This window comes from Paraburkholderia nodosa, from assembly GCF_001718195.1.
Lineage (GTDB): Bacteria > Pseudomonadota > Gammaproteobacteria > Burkholderiales > Burkholderiaceae > Paraburkholderia > Paraburkholderia nodosa_A.
Genome location: NZ_MCNV01000001.1, coordinates 73,217 through 87,967, shown reverse-complemented (window position 1 = coordinate 87,967; position 14,751 = coordinate 73,217). Strand labels below are relative to the sequence as shown.

Here is a 14,751-nt window from a genome sequence, read left to right as displayed (position 1 = left end):
CATGTATCGGGTGGCGACTCATTACCCGGATTTTTAGATGTTCAACGGATGAATTGGAGCAGGCATGAAAAAGCGTTCCTACGCCGCACTCGCGGCAAGCATGTTGATCGCGGTAGCCACGGTCGATACCTTTGTCGCGCCGCAGCTTGCCAACGCGCAGGCTAGCGTCCCTGCGGCAGTCGCGTCGGCGCCCGCCACCGCAGCCGTCGCCGCACCGTCACCCGCCGCGAGCGCGGACCAGCCGGCGCCGCCCCCCGCACCGGCCACCTCGGAGACGGTCACGAACCCATACGGTCTCGGCGCGCTCTGGAAGAACGGCGACTTCGTCGCGCGCTTCGTCCTGTTGCTGCTCGTGGTGATGTCGATGGGCAGCTGGTACATCATGATCACCAAGTTCTTCGAGCAGTTCCGCGCAAACCGTCGTGCGAAGAGCGCTGACGAGCAGCTCTGGAGCGCGCCGTCGCTAGCAGAAGGCGCAAAGCAGCTCGAGGAGTCGTCGCCGTTCCGGTTCATCGCGGAAACCGCGATCGAGGCCGGCGAGCATCACGACGAAGCGCTGCTCGAGGCCGTCGATCGAAACACGTGGATCGACGTTTCGGTCGAGCGCGCCATCACCAGCGTGTCGAATCGCCTGCAGGACGGCCTGGCATTCCTCGGCACAGTGGGCTCGACCGCGCCGTTCGTCGGCCTGTTCGGTACGGTGTGGGGCATCTATCACGCGCTGACGGCCATCGGTATTGCAGGTCAAGCTTCGATCGACAAGGTCGCGGGTCCGGTCGGTGAGGCGCTCATCATGACCGCCATCGGTCTTGGCGTGGCCGTGCCGGCGGTGCTCGGCTACAACTTCCTCGTGCGACGCAACAAGGCTGTGATGGAGCGTGTCCGCGGCTTCGGCGCGCAACTGCATACGGTTCTGCTGGCTGGCGGCAAGCGCGTCGCGCGCTCCGCGCCGCGCGCCGCCGTCATGGCCGACTGAGCGAGGAGTACGCCATGGCCATGAGCGTTGGAGGCGAGGGCGATGACGACGAGGTCATCTCGTCCATTAACACGACGCCGCTCGTCGATGTGATGCTGGTATTGCTGATCATCTTTCTGATCACGATTCCCGTGGTGACGCATACAGTGCAGCTCCAGCTACCGAAGCAGACGGTGACGCCGCTGCAGACGCAGCCGAAGAGCGTCGAGATCGCGGTCAATCGCGATGGCGACTTCTTCTGGTACGAGCAGCACGTCGATGCGCCGACGCTGCTGGCACGGCTGAAGACAGTGTCCGTGCAGACGCCGCAGCCGGAAGTGCATATCCGCGGCGACCAGGCGACGCGCTATGAGGCCATCGGGCGCGTGATCACGTCGTGCGAGCGGGCGGGAATCGCCAAGGTGTCATTCATTACGGAGCCGCCGGCGCGCGGCGGTTAAGGGGCGGTTATGGGCATGAACGTATCGTCGGGTGGTGGAGCAAGCGAACCAGAAGTGATGGTGGACATCAACACGACGCCGCTGATCGACGTGATGCTGGTGTTGCTGATCATGCTGATCATCACCATTCCGATCCAGATGCACGCGGTGAAGATGAACTTGCCGGTGGGCAATCCGCCGCCGCCGGCCGTGCAGCCGGAGGTGGTGCAAATCGACATCGACTTCGACGGCGCCATGACCTGGAACGGCACACCGGTGCCCGATCAGGAGACGCTGGAGCGCAGGTTCGCGCAGGTCGCGGCCGAACCGGAACAGGCAGAAATTCATTTGCGTCCGAACCGGCTCGCGCCATACAAGGACGTGGCCGAAGTGATGGCCGCGGCCCAGCGCGAAGGCGCAACGAAGATCGGCTTGATCGGCAACGAACAGTACATGCAGTGAGGCATTCGAAAGCGATGAGCATTTCTTATCGATTCAAGAGGACGGCGCTTGCGCTCGCGGTGAGCGCATTGTCGACGCTGGCCATGGTGCCGACAGCGGCGCGGGCGGCGGACACGCTACGTCCCGACGTGGCGAAGCCGCTGAACGATGCGCAGAACCTGTACCGCGCGCACCACTACGAGGACGCGCTCAACAAGATTGCGCAGGCCGCGGCCGTATCGAACAAGACGCCGTACGAAACGTACATGGTCGAGGAGATGCGCGGCGCCGCCGCCATGGCGGCGGGCCAGAACGGCGTTGCCGCGCAGGCGTATGAATCGCTGCTCGCGAGTGGGCAGCTCAAGGGCGAGGACGCCCAGCGCACGACGGCGGCGCTTGCGGGCATCTACTTCCAGCAGAAGAACTATGCCCAGGCGATCAAGGTCGCGCAGCGCTACCAGAAGGCTGGCGGCGGCGATCCCCAGATGGCCACGCTGCTGGTCGAGTCGTACTACCTCTCCGGCGACTACGCCAGCGCGACGCGTCTGCTGAATGCGAGCGTCGAAGCCCAGGTGCGCGGCGGTCATACGCCGGAGGAGGCGCAACTGCAGTTGCTCGGTACCTGCGCTCAGCATGCGAACGACCAGGAAGCTTATCGCAGTGCGCTCGAAAAGCTCGTGGCTTATCACCCAAAGCAGTCATATTGGGACGACCTGCTGCACGCGATTCGCAGCAAGCCCGGCTATCTCGGCGCACTGGATCTGGACACGTATCGCCTGCGCCGCGCGACGGGCTCGCTTTCCAGCGCCGATGACTACATGGAGATGACGCAACTGGCGATCGTTGCCGGGTCCACGGCCGAAGGCAAGCAGATCATCGATCAGGGCTTTGCGTCTGGCGTGCTGGGTCACGATGCTGGAGCCGATCGCGAACGTCGCCTGCAGGCACTAGCGGCAAAGCGCGCCAATGCTGCGCCCGACCCGGCCAATCCCGTCGCACCGTTCGATGCGGCATTCAATCAGGTGTATGCGGGGCAGGCGAAGCAGGGTCTCGCGACCATGGAATCGCTCATTGTGAAGGGCGGCCTTGATCACCAGGATCTAGCGCGACTGCGCCTCGGCGAGGCTTATTTTGCCGCGGGGCAGAAAGCGCGAGCCATCCAGGCTTTCAATGCAGTACGGGGCAACGATGGCAGCGCCGATCTGGCGCAGCTCTGGGTGCTGGTGGCATCGAAGCCGTGAGTGGTTGAGCGAACCGCAACAACGCATCAAAGTTCGGTAGTTAATTAGGTATACGTAAGAAAGAAGGAGTGGCGTGGCCCGGTTTGGCTCGGCAGGGGTGGATGTGACAGAAGTGAAGCAGCACGAGGTTTTGGGGGCAAGTGGTCGGCTGTAAATGGAAGAGCCCTGGGGAGGGCGAATCCAGGTAAAAAGTGGCGCGATGCGACAGCGTCGTCAAATCTAATGCGGGGGTTCACGAGACCTTGCTTCGCATAACGAAGTAGACGTGACCGACGAGAGAGAAGGGGGAAACTGTGAAACAAAGAGCATTGGCTGTTGCCATTCGAAGAATAATGTGGGCGGAATTGGCGTTTTCAGCGGCGTTTGCGGTACCGGCGTTCGCGCAGAGCCAGCCCGTGACCAACGGCGGCGCGGCGATCGCGGCGGATAATGCAACCGCTCCAGCGTCCGCGCAGCAGTCGGGCACGAGCGCGCAGACGGGTGCCGACAGCACGGGCGGCGCAGCCGCCACGACTGGTGACAAAGCCACCGTCAAGCAGCTGAAGAAGTTCGAAGTGACCGGTTCGCTGATCCGGCAATCGGACAAGACGGGCTTCCAGCAGGTGCAAACGATCACCACGAAGGACATTCAGAATAGCGGCGCGACGACCGTGGCCGACTATCTGCGCTCGGTTTCGGCCAACTCGGCCAATAGCTGGAGCGAAGGCCAGGCGGGCAACTTCGCGGCCGGCGCGGCGGGTATCGCGCTGCGCGGCTTGAGCGAGAAGTACACCCTCGTGCTCGTCGACGGCCAGCGCGTTGCGCCGTTCGCCTTCTATTCGAACAGCACCGACAATTTCTTCGACCTCAATACCATCCCGCTCAACGCCATCGATCGCATCGAGATCGTGAAAACCGGCGCTGTGTCGCAGTACGGCTCGGACGCCATTGCGGGCGTGGTCAACATCATCACGAAGCACGATTTCCGCGGCCTTCAACTCGACGGCAGCTACGGCAGTTCGGTGAGCGACGGTGGCGGCAACGGCACGACGAAGTTCGGCGTTCTGGCGGGCTTCGGCGACCTCAATGCGGACCGCTTCAACGTCACCGCATCGGCGAGTGTCTATCATTCGGCGGGCTCGACGCTGGCCGACCGCGATTCCACGGCGGCGCAGGACTTCACGAACAAGCCGGGCGGCCTCTCGCTGCTCGCGCCGTCCTATTGGCAAACGGGGCCCAACACCGCACAGGCGTTGAGCGGGTGCCCATACGGCGGCTCCGTCCATCCTGCCGGCAGCAATTTCCTGGGCGCGGCTGCTGGGCTGGGCGGCACGGTGTGCGCGTTCAACACCGCCAACGGCATGTCGATCGCGCCGGAGACGACGCGCGCGAGCGCAAAGGTCCACGCCGACTTCAAGGTCGACGACACGACCACCGCCTTTGCCGATCTGTGGGAAAGCTACACCCAGACGACCACGAACGACGGTCTCTGGAACAACATCGTCGGCAGCCCGCAAACGCCGACGCTCACCTATACTCCGGGCGTCGGTCTGACGCCGTTCAACAACGTCGTTCCCGCAAGCAACCCGTACAACCCGTATGGCGTGGACACGCCGCTCACCTATTCGTTTCCGCGTACCGTGGCAGAAGAGACGTACGCGAACTTCTGGCGTGCGTCCACGGGCATTCGCGGTTCGTTCTCGGTGCCGAAGTATGGGGACTGGGACTGGTCGACTGCTTATAGCCACTCGCAGAGCAACGTTTCGAACACCTACACGAATCAGCTCAACGCTGCGACGCTCAATAACATCTACCAGAACGGCACATTCAACTTTGCCAATCCGTCGTCGACGCCGAACGGCCTGAACGGCCTGTACATGGATGCGAACAACCAGGGCATCTCGAAGCTCGATACGGTTGACGCAACGCTCGCCACGCCGAATCTGTACCATCTGCCAACGGGCGATATCGGTGTCGGCTTCGGCGCCCAGTTCCTGCACCAGAGCGAAGTCATCAACCCGGGCGCGGAGTTTTCCCAGGGCCTCGTGGCGAACCCGATGCTGCAGACCGTCAACGGCCAGCGCAATGTCGCGGCGGTGTACTACCAGGTCGACGTGCCCATCGTCCACAACCTGACGTTCAGTCAGTCGGGCCGCTACGACCACTACAGCGACTTCGGGGGCGCGTTCTCGCCGCGCTTCGCCCTGCGCTATCAGCCCGTCAAGGAGCTGACGATGTACGGCTCCTATAACCGCGGCTTCCGCGCGCCGACATTCGTCGAAAACAGCACTTCGCAGACGCTCGGTATCCAGCAGTCGGCCACCGGCACGGTCACCACGATCACCGAGGGCAATCCGAACCTGCAGCCTGAACGCACGCGCAACATCAACCTCGGCTTCCAGACTTCGCCCACGCGCACGACCGATTTCGGCTTCGACTGGTACAAGATCCGCGTCGATCACGTCATCGGCGAGGCGGCTTCGCCGTCGCAGGTCGTGACGAATGCGCAAGGCCAGGTGGTTTATGAAGTGTTCCCGTACGAGAACCTCGGCTACCTCGACACGAACGGCTTCGAAGGCACCTTCCGCCAGGCGTTGCCGACGAAGGCGGGCACGTTCACGCTGACGGCGGACTGGGCGTACGTGAAGGACTTCACGCTCGGGCAGTCCACGGGTCCCATCAACGGTGCGGGCAACAACTTCACGATCACGCAGCCGTTCGGCGGCAGCTTCCCGCGATGGAAGGGCAATACGACGCTCGACTGGGCCTATCACGGCTGGAATGCGGCGCTCACGTGGATGTACACGGGACCGTACGCGCAGACGCTTTCGGTGGCTGCGCCCACGCCGGTTGCCGACAAGGTAGGTTCGTATAGCCAGTTCAACCTGATGGTCACCTACACGGGCATCAAGCACTGGACGATCTACGGCGGCATCAACAACATCTTCAACCGCACGCCTCCGTTCGATCCGATCTTTGCCAGCAGCGCGCTCGACCAGACGGGCTACGACACGTCGCTGTACAACTATATCGGCCGTTTCGCGCAGATCGGAGCGACGTACAAGTTCTGAGCGATCGGTGCAACGGAGTGAGTAGTCGATGAGGCCGGCGGCCAAGGCCGCCGGCCTCGAATGTTTCCTGTAGTGGCGAGCGACGGCGGCAAACCCCTGCCCCGTCGGACAGACGAACCGTGCATCGGCCAGACGCCGGTGTGCGTCCTCATGCAGACAGACGATGAGATTGAAGAAGTTGAGCTTGTCACGATTGTCGCCGCATTGGTCAGGTGCGGTTTGCGCACTGGTCATGGCAGTGGGAGTGGGTGCGCTTGCCGGGGTGCCGGCACGAGCGGCTACGGCGCTCGCGCAGTACGATCAGCCGAAGTATCCCGCCGGCTTCACCCATTTTGACTACGCGGACCCCGATGCGCCGTCGAACGGCGTCCTGAGTTTCGAAAACTACAATGAGTACCAAAGTTACGATTCGCTGAATCCTTTCCTCGTGCGAGGCGCACCCGCGCCGGACATCCAGAATCTGATGTTCGACACGCTGATGCAGCGCAGTTGGGACGAACTGGCGTCCGAATATCCGCTGATCGCCGATCGCGTTGACGTCGCGGCCGACCTGGCTTCGGCGACGTTCCATATCAACCCGGCTGCGCGCTTCTCGAACGGCGATCCAATAACGGCCACCGATGTCAAATACTCGTTCGATACGCTCACGAGCCCTCAGGCTTCGCCGCTCTTCAATGCGCAGTTTTCGGTGATCAAGAAGGCGGTCGTGGTGAGCGCCTCGACAATCCGTTTCGAGTTCCGTCGAGCGGAGCGTGACGCGCCGCTCATTGCAGGCGACTTGCCTATCTTCTCGCCCAAGTGGGGGATGAAGCCGGACGGCACGCGCGTTCCGTTCGACCAGTTGTCGAACGAACCGCCCATTGCGAGCGGCGCGTATCTGATCGCCGAACGCAAGAACGACAAGCAGATTGCGTATCGCCGCAATCCCGCGTATTGGGCGGTCAATCTGCCCACGCGCCGCGGCATGCACCACTTCGAGCGCATCACGTTCAAACTCTACCTCGACCTGTACACGCAACTCGAGGCGTTCAAGGCCGGCGATGCCGATGTGCACGTGGAAGACAGCGCGACCCAATGGGCGCGCAAGTACGTGGGCAAGAACTTCCGTAACGGCATACTCAAGCAGACCAATTTCCCGGACGGTCCCGCACAGATGCAGGGCATGCTATTCAATCTGCGCAAGCCGATGTTCCAGGACGTACGCGTGCGCCATGCGCTTTCTCTCGCGTTCGACTACGACTGGATGAACCGCATGATGTTCTACGGTCAGTACCTGCGCCTGCACAGCTATTTCGAGGCGAGCCCGTTCGGCGCGACCGGCACGCCGGGCGAGAAGGAGTTGAAGCTGCTCGAACCGTGGCGCGCGAGCCTGCCGCCGGAAGTGTTCGGGCCGATGATCAAGCAGCCAACGACGCTGCCGCCCGATTCGCTGCGCGGCAATCTGCGTGAGGCGCGCGATCTCCTTGCGCAGGCGGGTTGGCATTATCGTGACGGCGCGCTGCGCAATGCCGCGGGCGAGCCCATGAACATCGAAATCCTGGACGACCAGCCGGGCATGGACCGCGTGATCCTCCCCTACACGCAGGCCCTCGCGACGCTCGGCATCAGTGCGCATCTGCGCGAAATCGACAGTGCGCTGTACCAGAAGCGCCTGGACAATTTCGACTACGACATGACCACTTGGCTCTACAGCCCGGTGACGATTCCCGGCGCGGAGCTTGAACGCCGCTTTGGCAGCGCGGCTGCCTCGCAGGTGGGCTCGGAGAACTATCCGGGCGTGCGCTCGCCGGCCGTCGACGCGCTCGTGAAGGCGGTGCAAGCCGCGAACACGCTCGACGATCTCGAAGCGGCAACGCGTGCCCTCGATCGTGTGTTGCTGAACGAGTACTACCTCGTGACGGAGTACTACCCACCTAACGCGCGCATCGCATACAAGACGTCGCTCGGTTATCCGTCAGTCGTGCCCGTATCGTTCGGGTCTCAGGACTGGATCATCGACTACTGGTATCGCAAGCCGCAAAACGCGCAGGTCGCCCGGACCGCGCAAGCGACCGCCCACTGAGGACCACCATGTTCGCCTACATTTTTCGACGTCTATTGCTGATGGTGCCGACGCTGATCGGCGTCGTCACGCTCACGTTCGTCGTCACGCAGTTCGTGCCCGGCGGCCCGGTCGAGCAGATCATGGCGCAACTGCGCCATGGCAATGCGACGCGCGGCGGCGAGACCGGCGCTGGAGGAGGCGGCTATCACGGCAGCCAGGGCGTGGATCCGCAACAGATCGAGCAGATCAAGAAGGAGTTCGGCTTCGACAAGCCTCCGCTCACGCGCTATTTCCTCATGCTCAAGGACTACGCCACGTTCGATCTTGGTCAGTCGTACTACCAGCACGACAGCGTCTGGAACGTGATCCGCTCGAAGTTGCCCGTTTCGATCACGCTTGGCCTGTGGACAGTACTGCTAACTTACGTGATATCCGTGCCGCTCGGCATCGCAAAGGCGGTGCGCAACGGGTCGCGATTCGACACCGTGACCAGCGTACTCGTGCTCTCCGGCTATGCGGTGCCGGGTTTCGTGCTCGGCGTGCTGCTGCTGATGCTGTTCGGTGGCGGCTCGTTCTGGCAGGTGTTCCCCATGCGGGGTCTCACGTCCGATGACTTCGCTGACCTGAGCCTCGCGGGCAAGGTGCTCGACTACCTGTGGCACATCGTCCTGCCGGTAACGGCCTCCGTGGTCGGCAACTTCGCGATCGTCACGATTCTCACGAAGAACACGTTCCTCGAAGAGATCGGCCGCCAGTATGTGCTGACCGCGCGGGCAAAAGGCGCGCCCGAGCGCGATGTGCTGTGGAAGCACGTATTGCGCAACGCGGCCATTCCGCTCGTCACGGGCTTGCCCGCCGCGTTCATTGGCGCTTTTCTCAACGGCAATCTGCTGATCGAAACGCTGTTCTCACTGGACGGCATGGGCCAGCTCTCTTACGACTCGGTTATCCGCCGCGATTACCCCGTCGTGCTTGGCTCGCTGTTTCTATTCACGCTGATTGGCCTCGTAACCAAACTCATTGCTGACGTCTGCTATGTCCTCGTCGACCCCCGCATCCAGTTCCAACGCCTGGACGGCTGAAACCGCCGCCGTTGCCCACGCGCCGTCGGTCTCGCCCTGGCGCCGCACGTGGCAGCGCTTTCGCGCGCAGCCGCTCGGCTATTGGAGCCTTGTCATCTTCGTCACGCTGTTTGCGATCAGCATGCTCGGCGAGGTGCTCGCAAATGACCGGCCGCTCGTCGTGCGTTACGACGGTCAGTACTATTTCCCGATCGTGAAGGATTATCCGGAGACGATCTTCGGTGGCGACTTTCCGGCGAGGACCAACTACCTCGACCCGTATATCCGGCAGCGCCTCGAATCGAACGGCAATTTCGCGATCTATCCGCCCAATCATTTTCATTACGATACGATCGACTACTTCGCGGCGCGACCGTATCCGTCCGCGCCCTCGGCCACGAATTGGCTCGGCACCGATCAGTTCGGTCGCGACGTGCTTTCGCGGTTGCTCTACGGCTTCCGGCTTTCCGTGCTGATGGCTCTGGCGCTAACGGTATCCGGCGTCGCATTGGGCGTGTTGACGGGTGCGGTGCAGGGCTTCTATGGAGGACGCACCGATCTCATCGGGCAGCGGCTCATCGAAATCTGGAGTTCGATGCCGGACCTCTACCTGCTCATCATCTTCGCCTCGATCTTCGAGCCTACGCTTTGGCTGCTGTTTATCCTGCTCTCCATGTTTGGATGGCTGGTGCTTTCCGATTACGTGCGCGCTGAATTCCTGCGCAACCGCTCGCTCGACTACGTGAAGGCGGCGCGCACGATGGGTCTCTCGAACTGGCAGATCATGTGGCGCCACGTGCTGCCCAACAGCCTGACGCCGGTCATCACGTTCCTGCCTTTTCGCATGAGTGCGGCCATTCTCTCGCTCACCAGTCTGGACTTCCTCGGGCTCGGTGTGCCGCCGCCCACGCCAAGCCTTGGCGAGCTACTCCAGGAGGGCAAGAACAATCTCGAGGCATGGTGGATCTCGCTCTCGGCTTTTGCGGCGCTCGTCATTACGCTGCTGCTGCTCACGTTCATGGGCGATGCACTGCGTAACGCACTCGATACGCGCAGGCGTGGCTCGGCGTTCGGCGGAGGTAAATAATGAATCGTCCTTTGCTGGAAATCGAGCGCTTCAGCGTGCGCTTCGGCGAGAAACAGGCGGTGCGCGAACTGAGTCTCTCGATTGAGCGCGGCGAACGCGTGGCGCTCGTCGGCGAGTCGGGCTCGGGCAAGAGCGTGACGGCGCTGTCGATCCTCGGCCTCGTCGAGCATGCAAGATTCACTGGGCGCATGCAGTTCGACGGCGAGGATCTGGTGCAGAAAACCGAGCAGGAGATGCGCGGCATTCGCGGAGCCGATATCGCCATGATCTTTCAGGAGCCGATGACCGCCCTGAATCCGCTGTACACGATCGGCAAGCAAATTGCCGAAAGCCTGCGTCTGCACGAGGGGCTCAGCGCCGGCGCGGCGCGTGAGCGCGGCATCGAGTTGCTGCGGCGGACCGGCATTCCCGAACCGGAGCGCCGCATCGACAGCTTTCCGCATCAGCTGTCCGGCGGACAGCGCCAGCGTGCGATGATCGCGATGGCGCTCGCGTGCCGCCCGCGCCTCTTGCTCGCCGATGAGCCCACCACGGCGCTGGACGTGACCGTCCGCCAGCAGATCGTCGATCTGCTGATCGACCTCCAGAAGCAGGAGGCCGCAGCCCGTGGCATGGCCATATTGCTCATCACGCATGACCTGAACCTCGTGCGGCGCTTTGCGCAGCGCGTGGCGGTAATGGAAAAGGGCGTCCTCGTCGAAACGAACACGACCGCGGCGCTTTTCTCGAACCCGCAGCATCCCTACACGCAGCGCCTGCTCGATAGCGAGCCGCGTCGCGAGGTGGCGCCGGTCGCGGTGGATGCGCTGCCCATCCTCGACGTGAAAGGCCTCGCCGTGGATTACCGCACAGCGGTCAAAGGCTGGCGCTCGGTGTTCGGCAGTTCGACTTTCCGTGCCTTGCACGAAGCGAACCTGACGCTGCGGCGCGGCGAAACGCTCGGTATCGTCGGCGAGTCTGGCTCGGGCAAATCGACGCTCGCGGCCACCGTGCTCGGCCTGAAAAGCGCGGCAGCGGGCGAGATCCGCATCGACGGGGTCGCGCTCTCGGCGCAACGCAAGGCGAGGGCCCGCCGCGCACTGTACTCGCGCATGCAGGTGGTGTTTCAGGATCCATTCGGGTCGCTTTCTCCGCGCATGACCATCGAGCAGATAGTCGGAGAGGGCCTGGCCGTGCACAGACCGGAGGTTGACGGACCGGCGCGACGTATGCGTATCGCATCACTGCTCGAGGAAGTGGGCCTGCCCGCCGATTCGATGCAGCGGTACCCCCACGAATTTTCTGGCGGACAGCGCCAGCGTATCGCCATTGCCCGTGCACTGGCGGTGGAACCGGAACTGATCGTTCTCGATGAGCCAACCAGCGCGCTAGACGTCTCGATTCAAAAACAGGTGCTCGCGCTGCTGACGAACTTGCAGAAGAAGTACAAGCTGAGTTATTTGTTCATCACGCATGATCTGGCCGTCATGCGCGCGATGGCGCATCGTGTGATCGTGATGAAAGCGGGCCGCATCGTCGAGCAGGGTGACACGCTCGACGTGCTGCACGCGCCGTCTCATCCTTACACGCAATCGCTGCTGGCGTCGTCGATGCTGGACGAGCCGGCGGTGCTACAGGAGAAGTTCGCATGATCGAAGAGCGTTGGCTGCAGGGCGCGCGCACGCTGAAGAGCAGCGCCGATTTCTGGTCGCTGCGCATGACGGGCGAAGTTGTCGAGGACCACGTGGTGCGCAACGACGTCGCGCAGCCGCTGCGTGTGGTGCGCGAGCGGGGCGCAATGCTGACGGCCTGGACCGGCGCCGGTGCCGGCTATGCGGCGACGGCCGACCTCAGTGCAGAGGGGCTCCAGCGTGCGCTCGACATCGCCACGGCGCGGGCGTTCGCATGTGCGCAAGTCTCGTTGATCGATTACCGCCGCATTGCCCGGCCCGTTGCGAGCGGCAGCTATGCTTCGCCGAACATCGACACGCCGCTCCCCACCCGCCGTGAGTGGCTCAGCCAACTCGCGCACGAATGCGCGTCGGCGAACCTCGACTCGCGCATCGTCGAGCGCGTGGCGAGCATGCACGTCGCGCACACGGATCAACTCTATCTCACGAGCGACGGTGTGAGCATCGAGCAGCGCTTTCGCTACCTCATGCCTGGGCTGAGCGTGGCCGCGCATGCGAACGGCGACACGCAGGTGCGAACACTTGCCGGCGACCACGGCGCGCTCGGGCAGGGAGGTCTGGAGATACTCGCACGGCACGGCTTCAATGGCGCTGGCGCCCGTGTGGCGAACGAGGCGCTGCAACTGCTCGCGGCGCCGAATTGCCCGTCGGGCACGCGCGACCTGCTGCTGATGCCGGACCAGATGATGTTGCAGATTCACGAATCGATCGGTCATCCACTCGAACTGGACCGGATTCTCGGCGACGAGCGCAACTTCGCTGGCTGGAGCTTCGTGAAGCCGGAGATGTTCGGCAGCTATCAGTACGGCTCACCGTTGCTGAATGTGACGTTCGATCCGGAGCTGCGCGAAGAAGCCGCTACCTACGCGTTCGACGACGAAGGCAGTTCGGCGAGCAAGCAATACCTGATCCGCAACGGGGTGCTGGAGCGGCCGCTCGGTGGGGCACTCTCGCAGCAGCGCGCCGGGCTGCCGGGGGTCGCGAACTCGCGCGCGGCCAACTGGAATCGCCCGCCTATCGACCGCATGGCGAACCTGAACATCGAGCCCGGTACCGAAACCCTCGCCGCGATGATCGCAAGCATCGACAACGGCATTCTGATGACTTCGAATACGTCCTGGTCGATTGACGACCATCGCAACAAGTTCCAGTTCGGTTGCGAATATGGCCGGCTCATCGAGAACGGCAAGCTCACGCAGGTCGTCAAGCGGCCTAATTATCGCGGCATTTCGGCGAGCTTCTGGCGCAGTCTCGTCGCCGTAGGCGACGCGAGCACCCGAGAGGTCTACGGCACGCCTTATTGCGGCAAGGGAGAGCCCGCGCAGGTCATTCGTGTGGGGCACGCGTCACCGGCGTGCGTCTTCAGCAACGTAGACGTTTTTGGAGGCGCCTGATGAGCGACGTACTCTTTGCAAGCGAGCGTGTGGCGGTAGACTGGCACTCGCATTTCATGATGCTCGCCGATGCGATCGACGGGTTGTTGCTGGCCGGTGAAACGGCGCTCACGTCTTTTGCCGCAGAGCAGTCGGACTTCATTCGCTTCAACGGCGGCAAAGTCCGGCAAATGGGACTCGTCTCCCAAGGCAAGCTCACGCTTCGGATGATCGATGGCGCGCGCCAGGCGTATTCCACGCTCGACATCTGCGGCAACGCTGATCAGGATCTGCGCGATGTGGGCGCGACGTTGCAAACGCTTCGCTCGGACCTGCGTGATGCACCTGATGATCCCCATCTGCTCTACGACACGACAGCGTGGCACCGTTCGACACGGCGCACGGGACGGCTGCGCGATCCGCATGCCCTCATCCATGTGGTGGCCGAATGCGCGCGCGGGCTCGACTTCGTTGGCTTCTACGCGGGCGGCATGCTCGCGCGCGGCTTCGCCTCCAGTTGCGGCAGCCGTGGCTGGCACGAAGTCGAAAACTTCTGCTTCAGCTGGTCGCTCTATCATCCGGGCGGCCGCGCCATCAAGACGACCTATGCGGGCGAGAACTGGGACGATGCGAAGTTTGCCAGCAAGGTGCAGGAGGCGGCGGCACGCCTGCCCGTGCTAGCGCTCGCGCCGCGAGCGCTCGGGCCGGGCCGGTACCGTGCATGGCTCGCGCCAGCGGCGCTCGAAGAACTGCTGGGCGTTGCTGCGTGGGGCGGCTTTTCGGCGCGCGCGCAGGCGACGTCGCAGAGCCCGCTTTACCGGCTGCACGGCGGCGAGCTTTCACTCGACGCGCGCGTCTCGATCACTGAAGAGCTCGGACTTGGTATTACCCCTGCCTTCAACGAAGACGGCTATTTGCGCGTAAGCGTGCCGCTCGTGCGTGAGGGGAGGAGCGTCGCGCAATTGACAAACGCCCGGACGGCGCGCGAGTATGGCCTGCTCCCTAACGGTGCACTGGCGAGCGAGGCGCCGTCGTCGCTTTCGATGCCGGGCGGCGACCTCGCGGATGCGGATGTGCTCGCGGCGCTGGGCACGGGTCTGTACGTCGGCAACCTCTGGTACGTGAACTTCTCGGATCGCATGGGCTGCCGCCTGACCGGCATGACGCGTTTTGCGACGTTCTGGGTGGAGGAGGGGCGTGTCGTTGCGCCGGTAGACGCGATGCGCTTCGACGACAGTCTCTACGGCCTGCTGGGCGAGCGCCTCGAGCGTCTCGGTGCGCAGCCCGAACTGCGCCTGTCCGAAGACACTTGGGGTCAACGCGCGACAGGCGGCATGCAGCTTCCCGGGGTGCTGGTGAAGTCGTTTGAACTGACGCTGTAGCCTGCCT

Annotated in this window: 11 protein-coding genes; all 11 read left to right on the top strand. The window is 63.2% G+C overall.

The window, feature by feature from the left end:
- The first annotated feature begins 64 nt into the window (after window positions 1–64).
- The 11 genes from BFD71_RS00380 to BFD71_RS00330 all read left to right on the top strand — a co-directional run bounded on the left by BFD71_RS00380 (window position 65) and on the right by BFD71_RS00330 (window position 14,744).
- The gene (locus BFD71_RS00380) at window positions 65–976 is read left to right on the top strand and encodes a MotA/TolQ/ExbB proton channel family protein (protein ID WP_069261322.1); all 912 of its coding nucleotides are present in this window, start codon (window positions 65–67) and stop codon (window positions 974–976) included.
- Window positions 977–990: 14 nt separating this feature from the next.
- On the top strand, window positions 991–1,416 hold the full coding sequence (locus BFD71_RS00375) for an ExbD/TolR family protein (RefSeq protein WP_069261321.1): 426 nt from the start codon (window positions 991–993) through the stop codon (window positions 1,414–1,416).
- Window positions 1,417–1,425: 9 nt separating this feature from the next.
- On the top strand, window positions 1,426–1,857 hold the full coding sequence (locus BFD71_RS00370; protein ID WP_069261320.1) for an ExbD/TolR family protein: 432 nt from the start codon (window positions 1,426–1,428) through the stop codon (window positions 1,855–1,857).
- Window positions 1,858–1,871: 14 nt separating this feature from the next.
- Window positions 1,872–3,077: a tetratricopeptide repeat protein gene (locus BFD71_RS00365; protein ID WP_069261319.1), complete on the top strand. Its 1,206-nt coding sequence runs from the start codon at window positions 1,872–1,874 to the stop codon at window positions 3,075–3,077.
- A 293-nt stretch (window positions 3,078–3,370) separates the two neighbouring features.
- Entirely contained in the window at window positions 3,371–6,127 is a 2,757-nt protein-coding gene (locus BFD71_RS00360) for a TonB-dependent receptor plug domain-containing protein (protein WP_069261318.1), read from the top strand.
- Window positions 6,128–6,359: 232 nt separating this feature from the next.
- Window positions 6,360–8,189 (top strand): extracellular solute-binding protein, encoded by a 1,830-nt coding sequence (locus tag BFD71_RS00355; protein ID WP_256094436.1) that lies wholly within the window; start codon window positions 6,360–6,362, stop codon window positions 8,187–8,189.
- Between the two features lie 8 nt (window positions 8,190–8,197).
- Complete coding sequence (locus BFD71_RS00350) at window positions 8,198–9,253, top strand: microcin C ABC transporter permease YejB (RefSeq protein WP_069261316.1); 1,056 nt, start codon at window positions 8,198–8,200, stop codon at window positions 9,251–9,253.
- Window positions 9,207–10,319 (top strand): ABC transporter permease, encoded by a 1,113-nt coding sequence (locus BFD71_RS00345; RefSeq protein WP_069261315.1) that lies wholly within the window; start codon window positions 9,207–9,209, stop codon window positions 10,317–10,319. The genes BFD71_RS00350 and BFD71_RS00345 overlap by 47 nt, the downstream gene beginning before the upstream one ends.
- Window positions 10,319–11,950, top strand: a complete 1,632-nt coding sequence (locus BFD71_RS00340) for an ABC transporter ATP-binding protein (RefSeq protein WP_069261314.1) — start codon at window positions 10,319–10,321, stop codon at window positions 11,948–11,950. The genes BFD71_RS00345 and BFD71_RS00340 overlap by 1 nt, the downstream gene beginning before the upstream one ends.
- On the top strand, window positions 11,947–13,383 hold the full coding sequence (locus BFD71_RS00335; RefSeq protein WP_069261313.1) for a TldD/PmbA family protein: 1,437 nt from the start codon (window positions 11,947–11,949) through the stop codon (window positions 13,381–13,383). Before BFD71_RS00340 ends, BFD71_RS00335 begins: the two co-directional genes overlap by 4 nt.
- The gene (locus tag BFD71_RS00330) at window positions 13,383–14,744 is read left to right on the top strand and encodes a metallopeptidase TldD-related protein (RefSeq protein WP_069261312.1); all 1,362 of its coding nucleotides are present in this window, start codon (window positions 13,383–13,385) and stop codon (window positions 14,742–14,744) included. The genes BFD71_RS00335 and BFD71_RS00330 overlap by 1 nt, the downstream gene beginning before the upstream one ends.
- The last annotated feature ends 7 nt before the right edge of the window (window positions 14,745–14,751 follow it).

Bases quoted from the DNA above. Each gene is read 5' to 3' on its own strand.
- BFD71_RS00370 (WP_069261320.1), top strand. From the start codon at position 1,426: ATGGGCATGAACGTATCGTCGGGTGGTGGAGCAAGCGAACCAGAAGTG.
- BFD71_RS00335 (WP_069261313.1), top strand. From the start codon at position 11,947: ATGATCGAAGAGCGTTGGCTGCAGGGCGCGCGCACGCTGAAGAGCAGC.
- BFD71_RS00375 (WP_069261321.1), top strand. From the start codon at position 991: ATGGCCATGAGCGTTGGAGGCGAGGGCGATGACGACGAGGTCATCTCG.
- BFD71_RS00340 (WP_069261314.1), top strand. From the start codon at position 10,319: ATGAATCGTCCTTTGCTGGAAATCGAGCGCTTCAGCGTGCGCTTCGGC.
- BFD71_RS00345 (WP_069261315.1), top strand. From the start codon at position 9,207: ATGTCCTCGTCGACCCCCGCATCCAGTTCCAACGCCTGGACGGCTGAA.
- BFD71_RS00355 (WP_256094436.1), top strand. From the start codon at position 6,360: ATGGCAGTGGGAGTGGGTGCGCTTGCCGGGGTGCCGGCACGAGCGGCT.
- BFD71_RS00350 (WP_069261316.1), top strand. From the start codon at position 8,198: ATGTTCGCCTACATTTTTCGACGTCTATTGCTGATGGTGCCGACGCTG.
- BFD71_RS00380 (WP_069261322.1), top strand. From the start codon at position 65: ATGAAAAAGCGTTCCTACGCCGCACTCGCGGCAAGCATGTTGATCGCG.
- BFD71_RS00365 (WP_069261319.1), top strand. From the start codon at position 1,872: ATGAGCATTTCTTATCGATTCAAGAGGACGGCGCTTGCGCTCGCGGTG.
- BFD71_RS00330 (WP_069261312.1), top strand. From the start codon at position 13,383: ATGAGCGACGTACTCTTTGCAAGCGAGCGTGTGGCGGTAGACTGGCAC.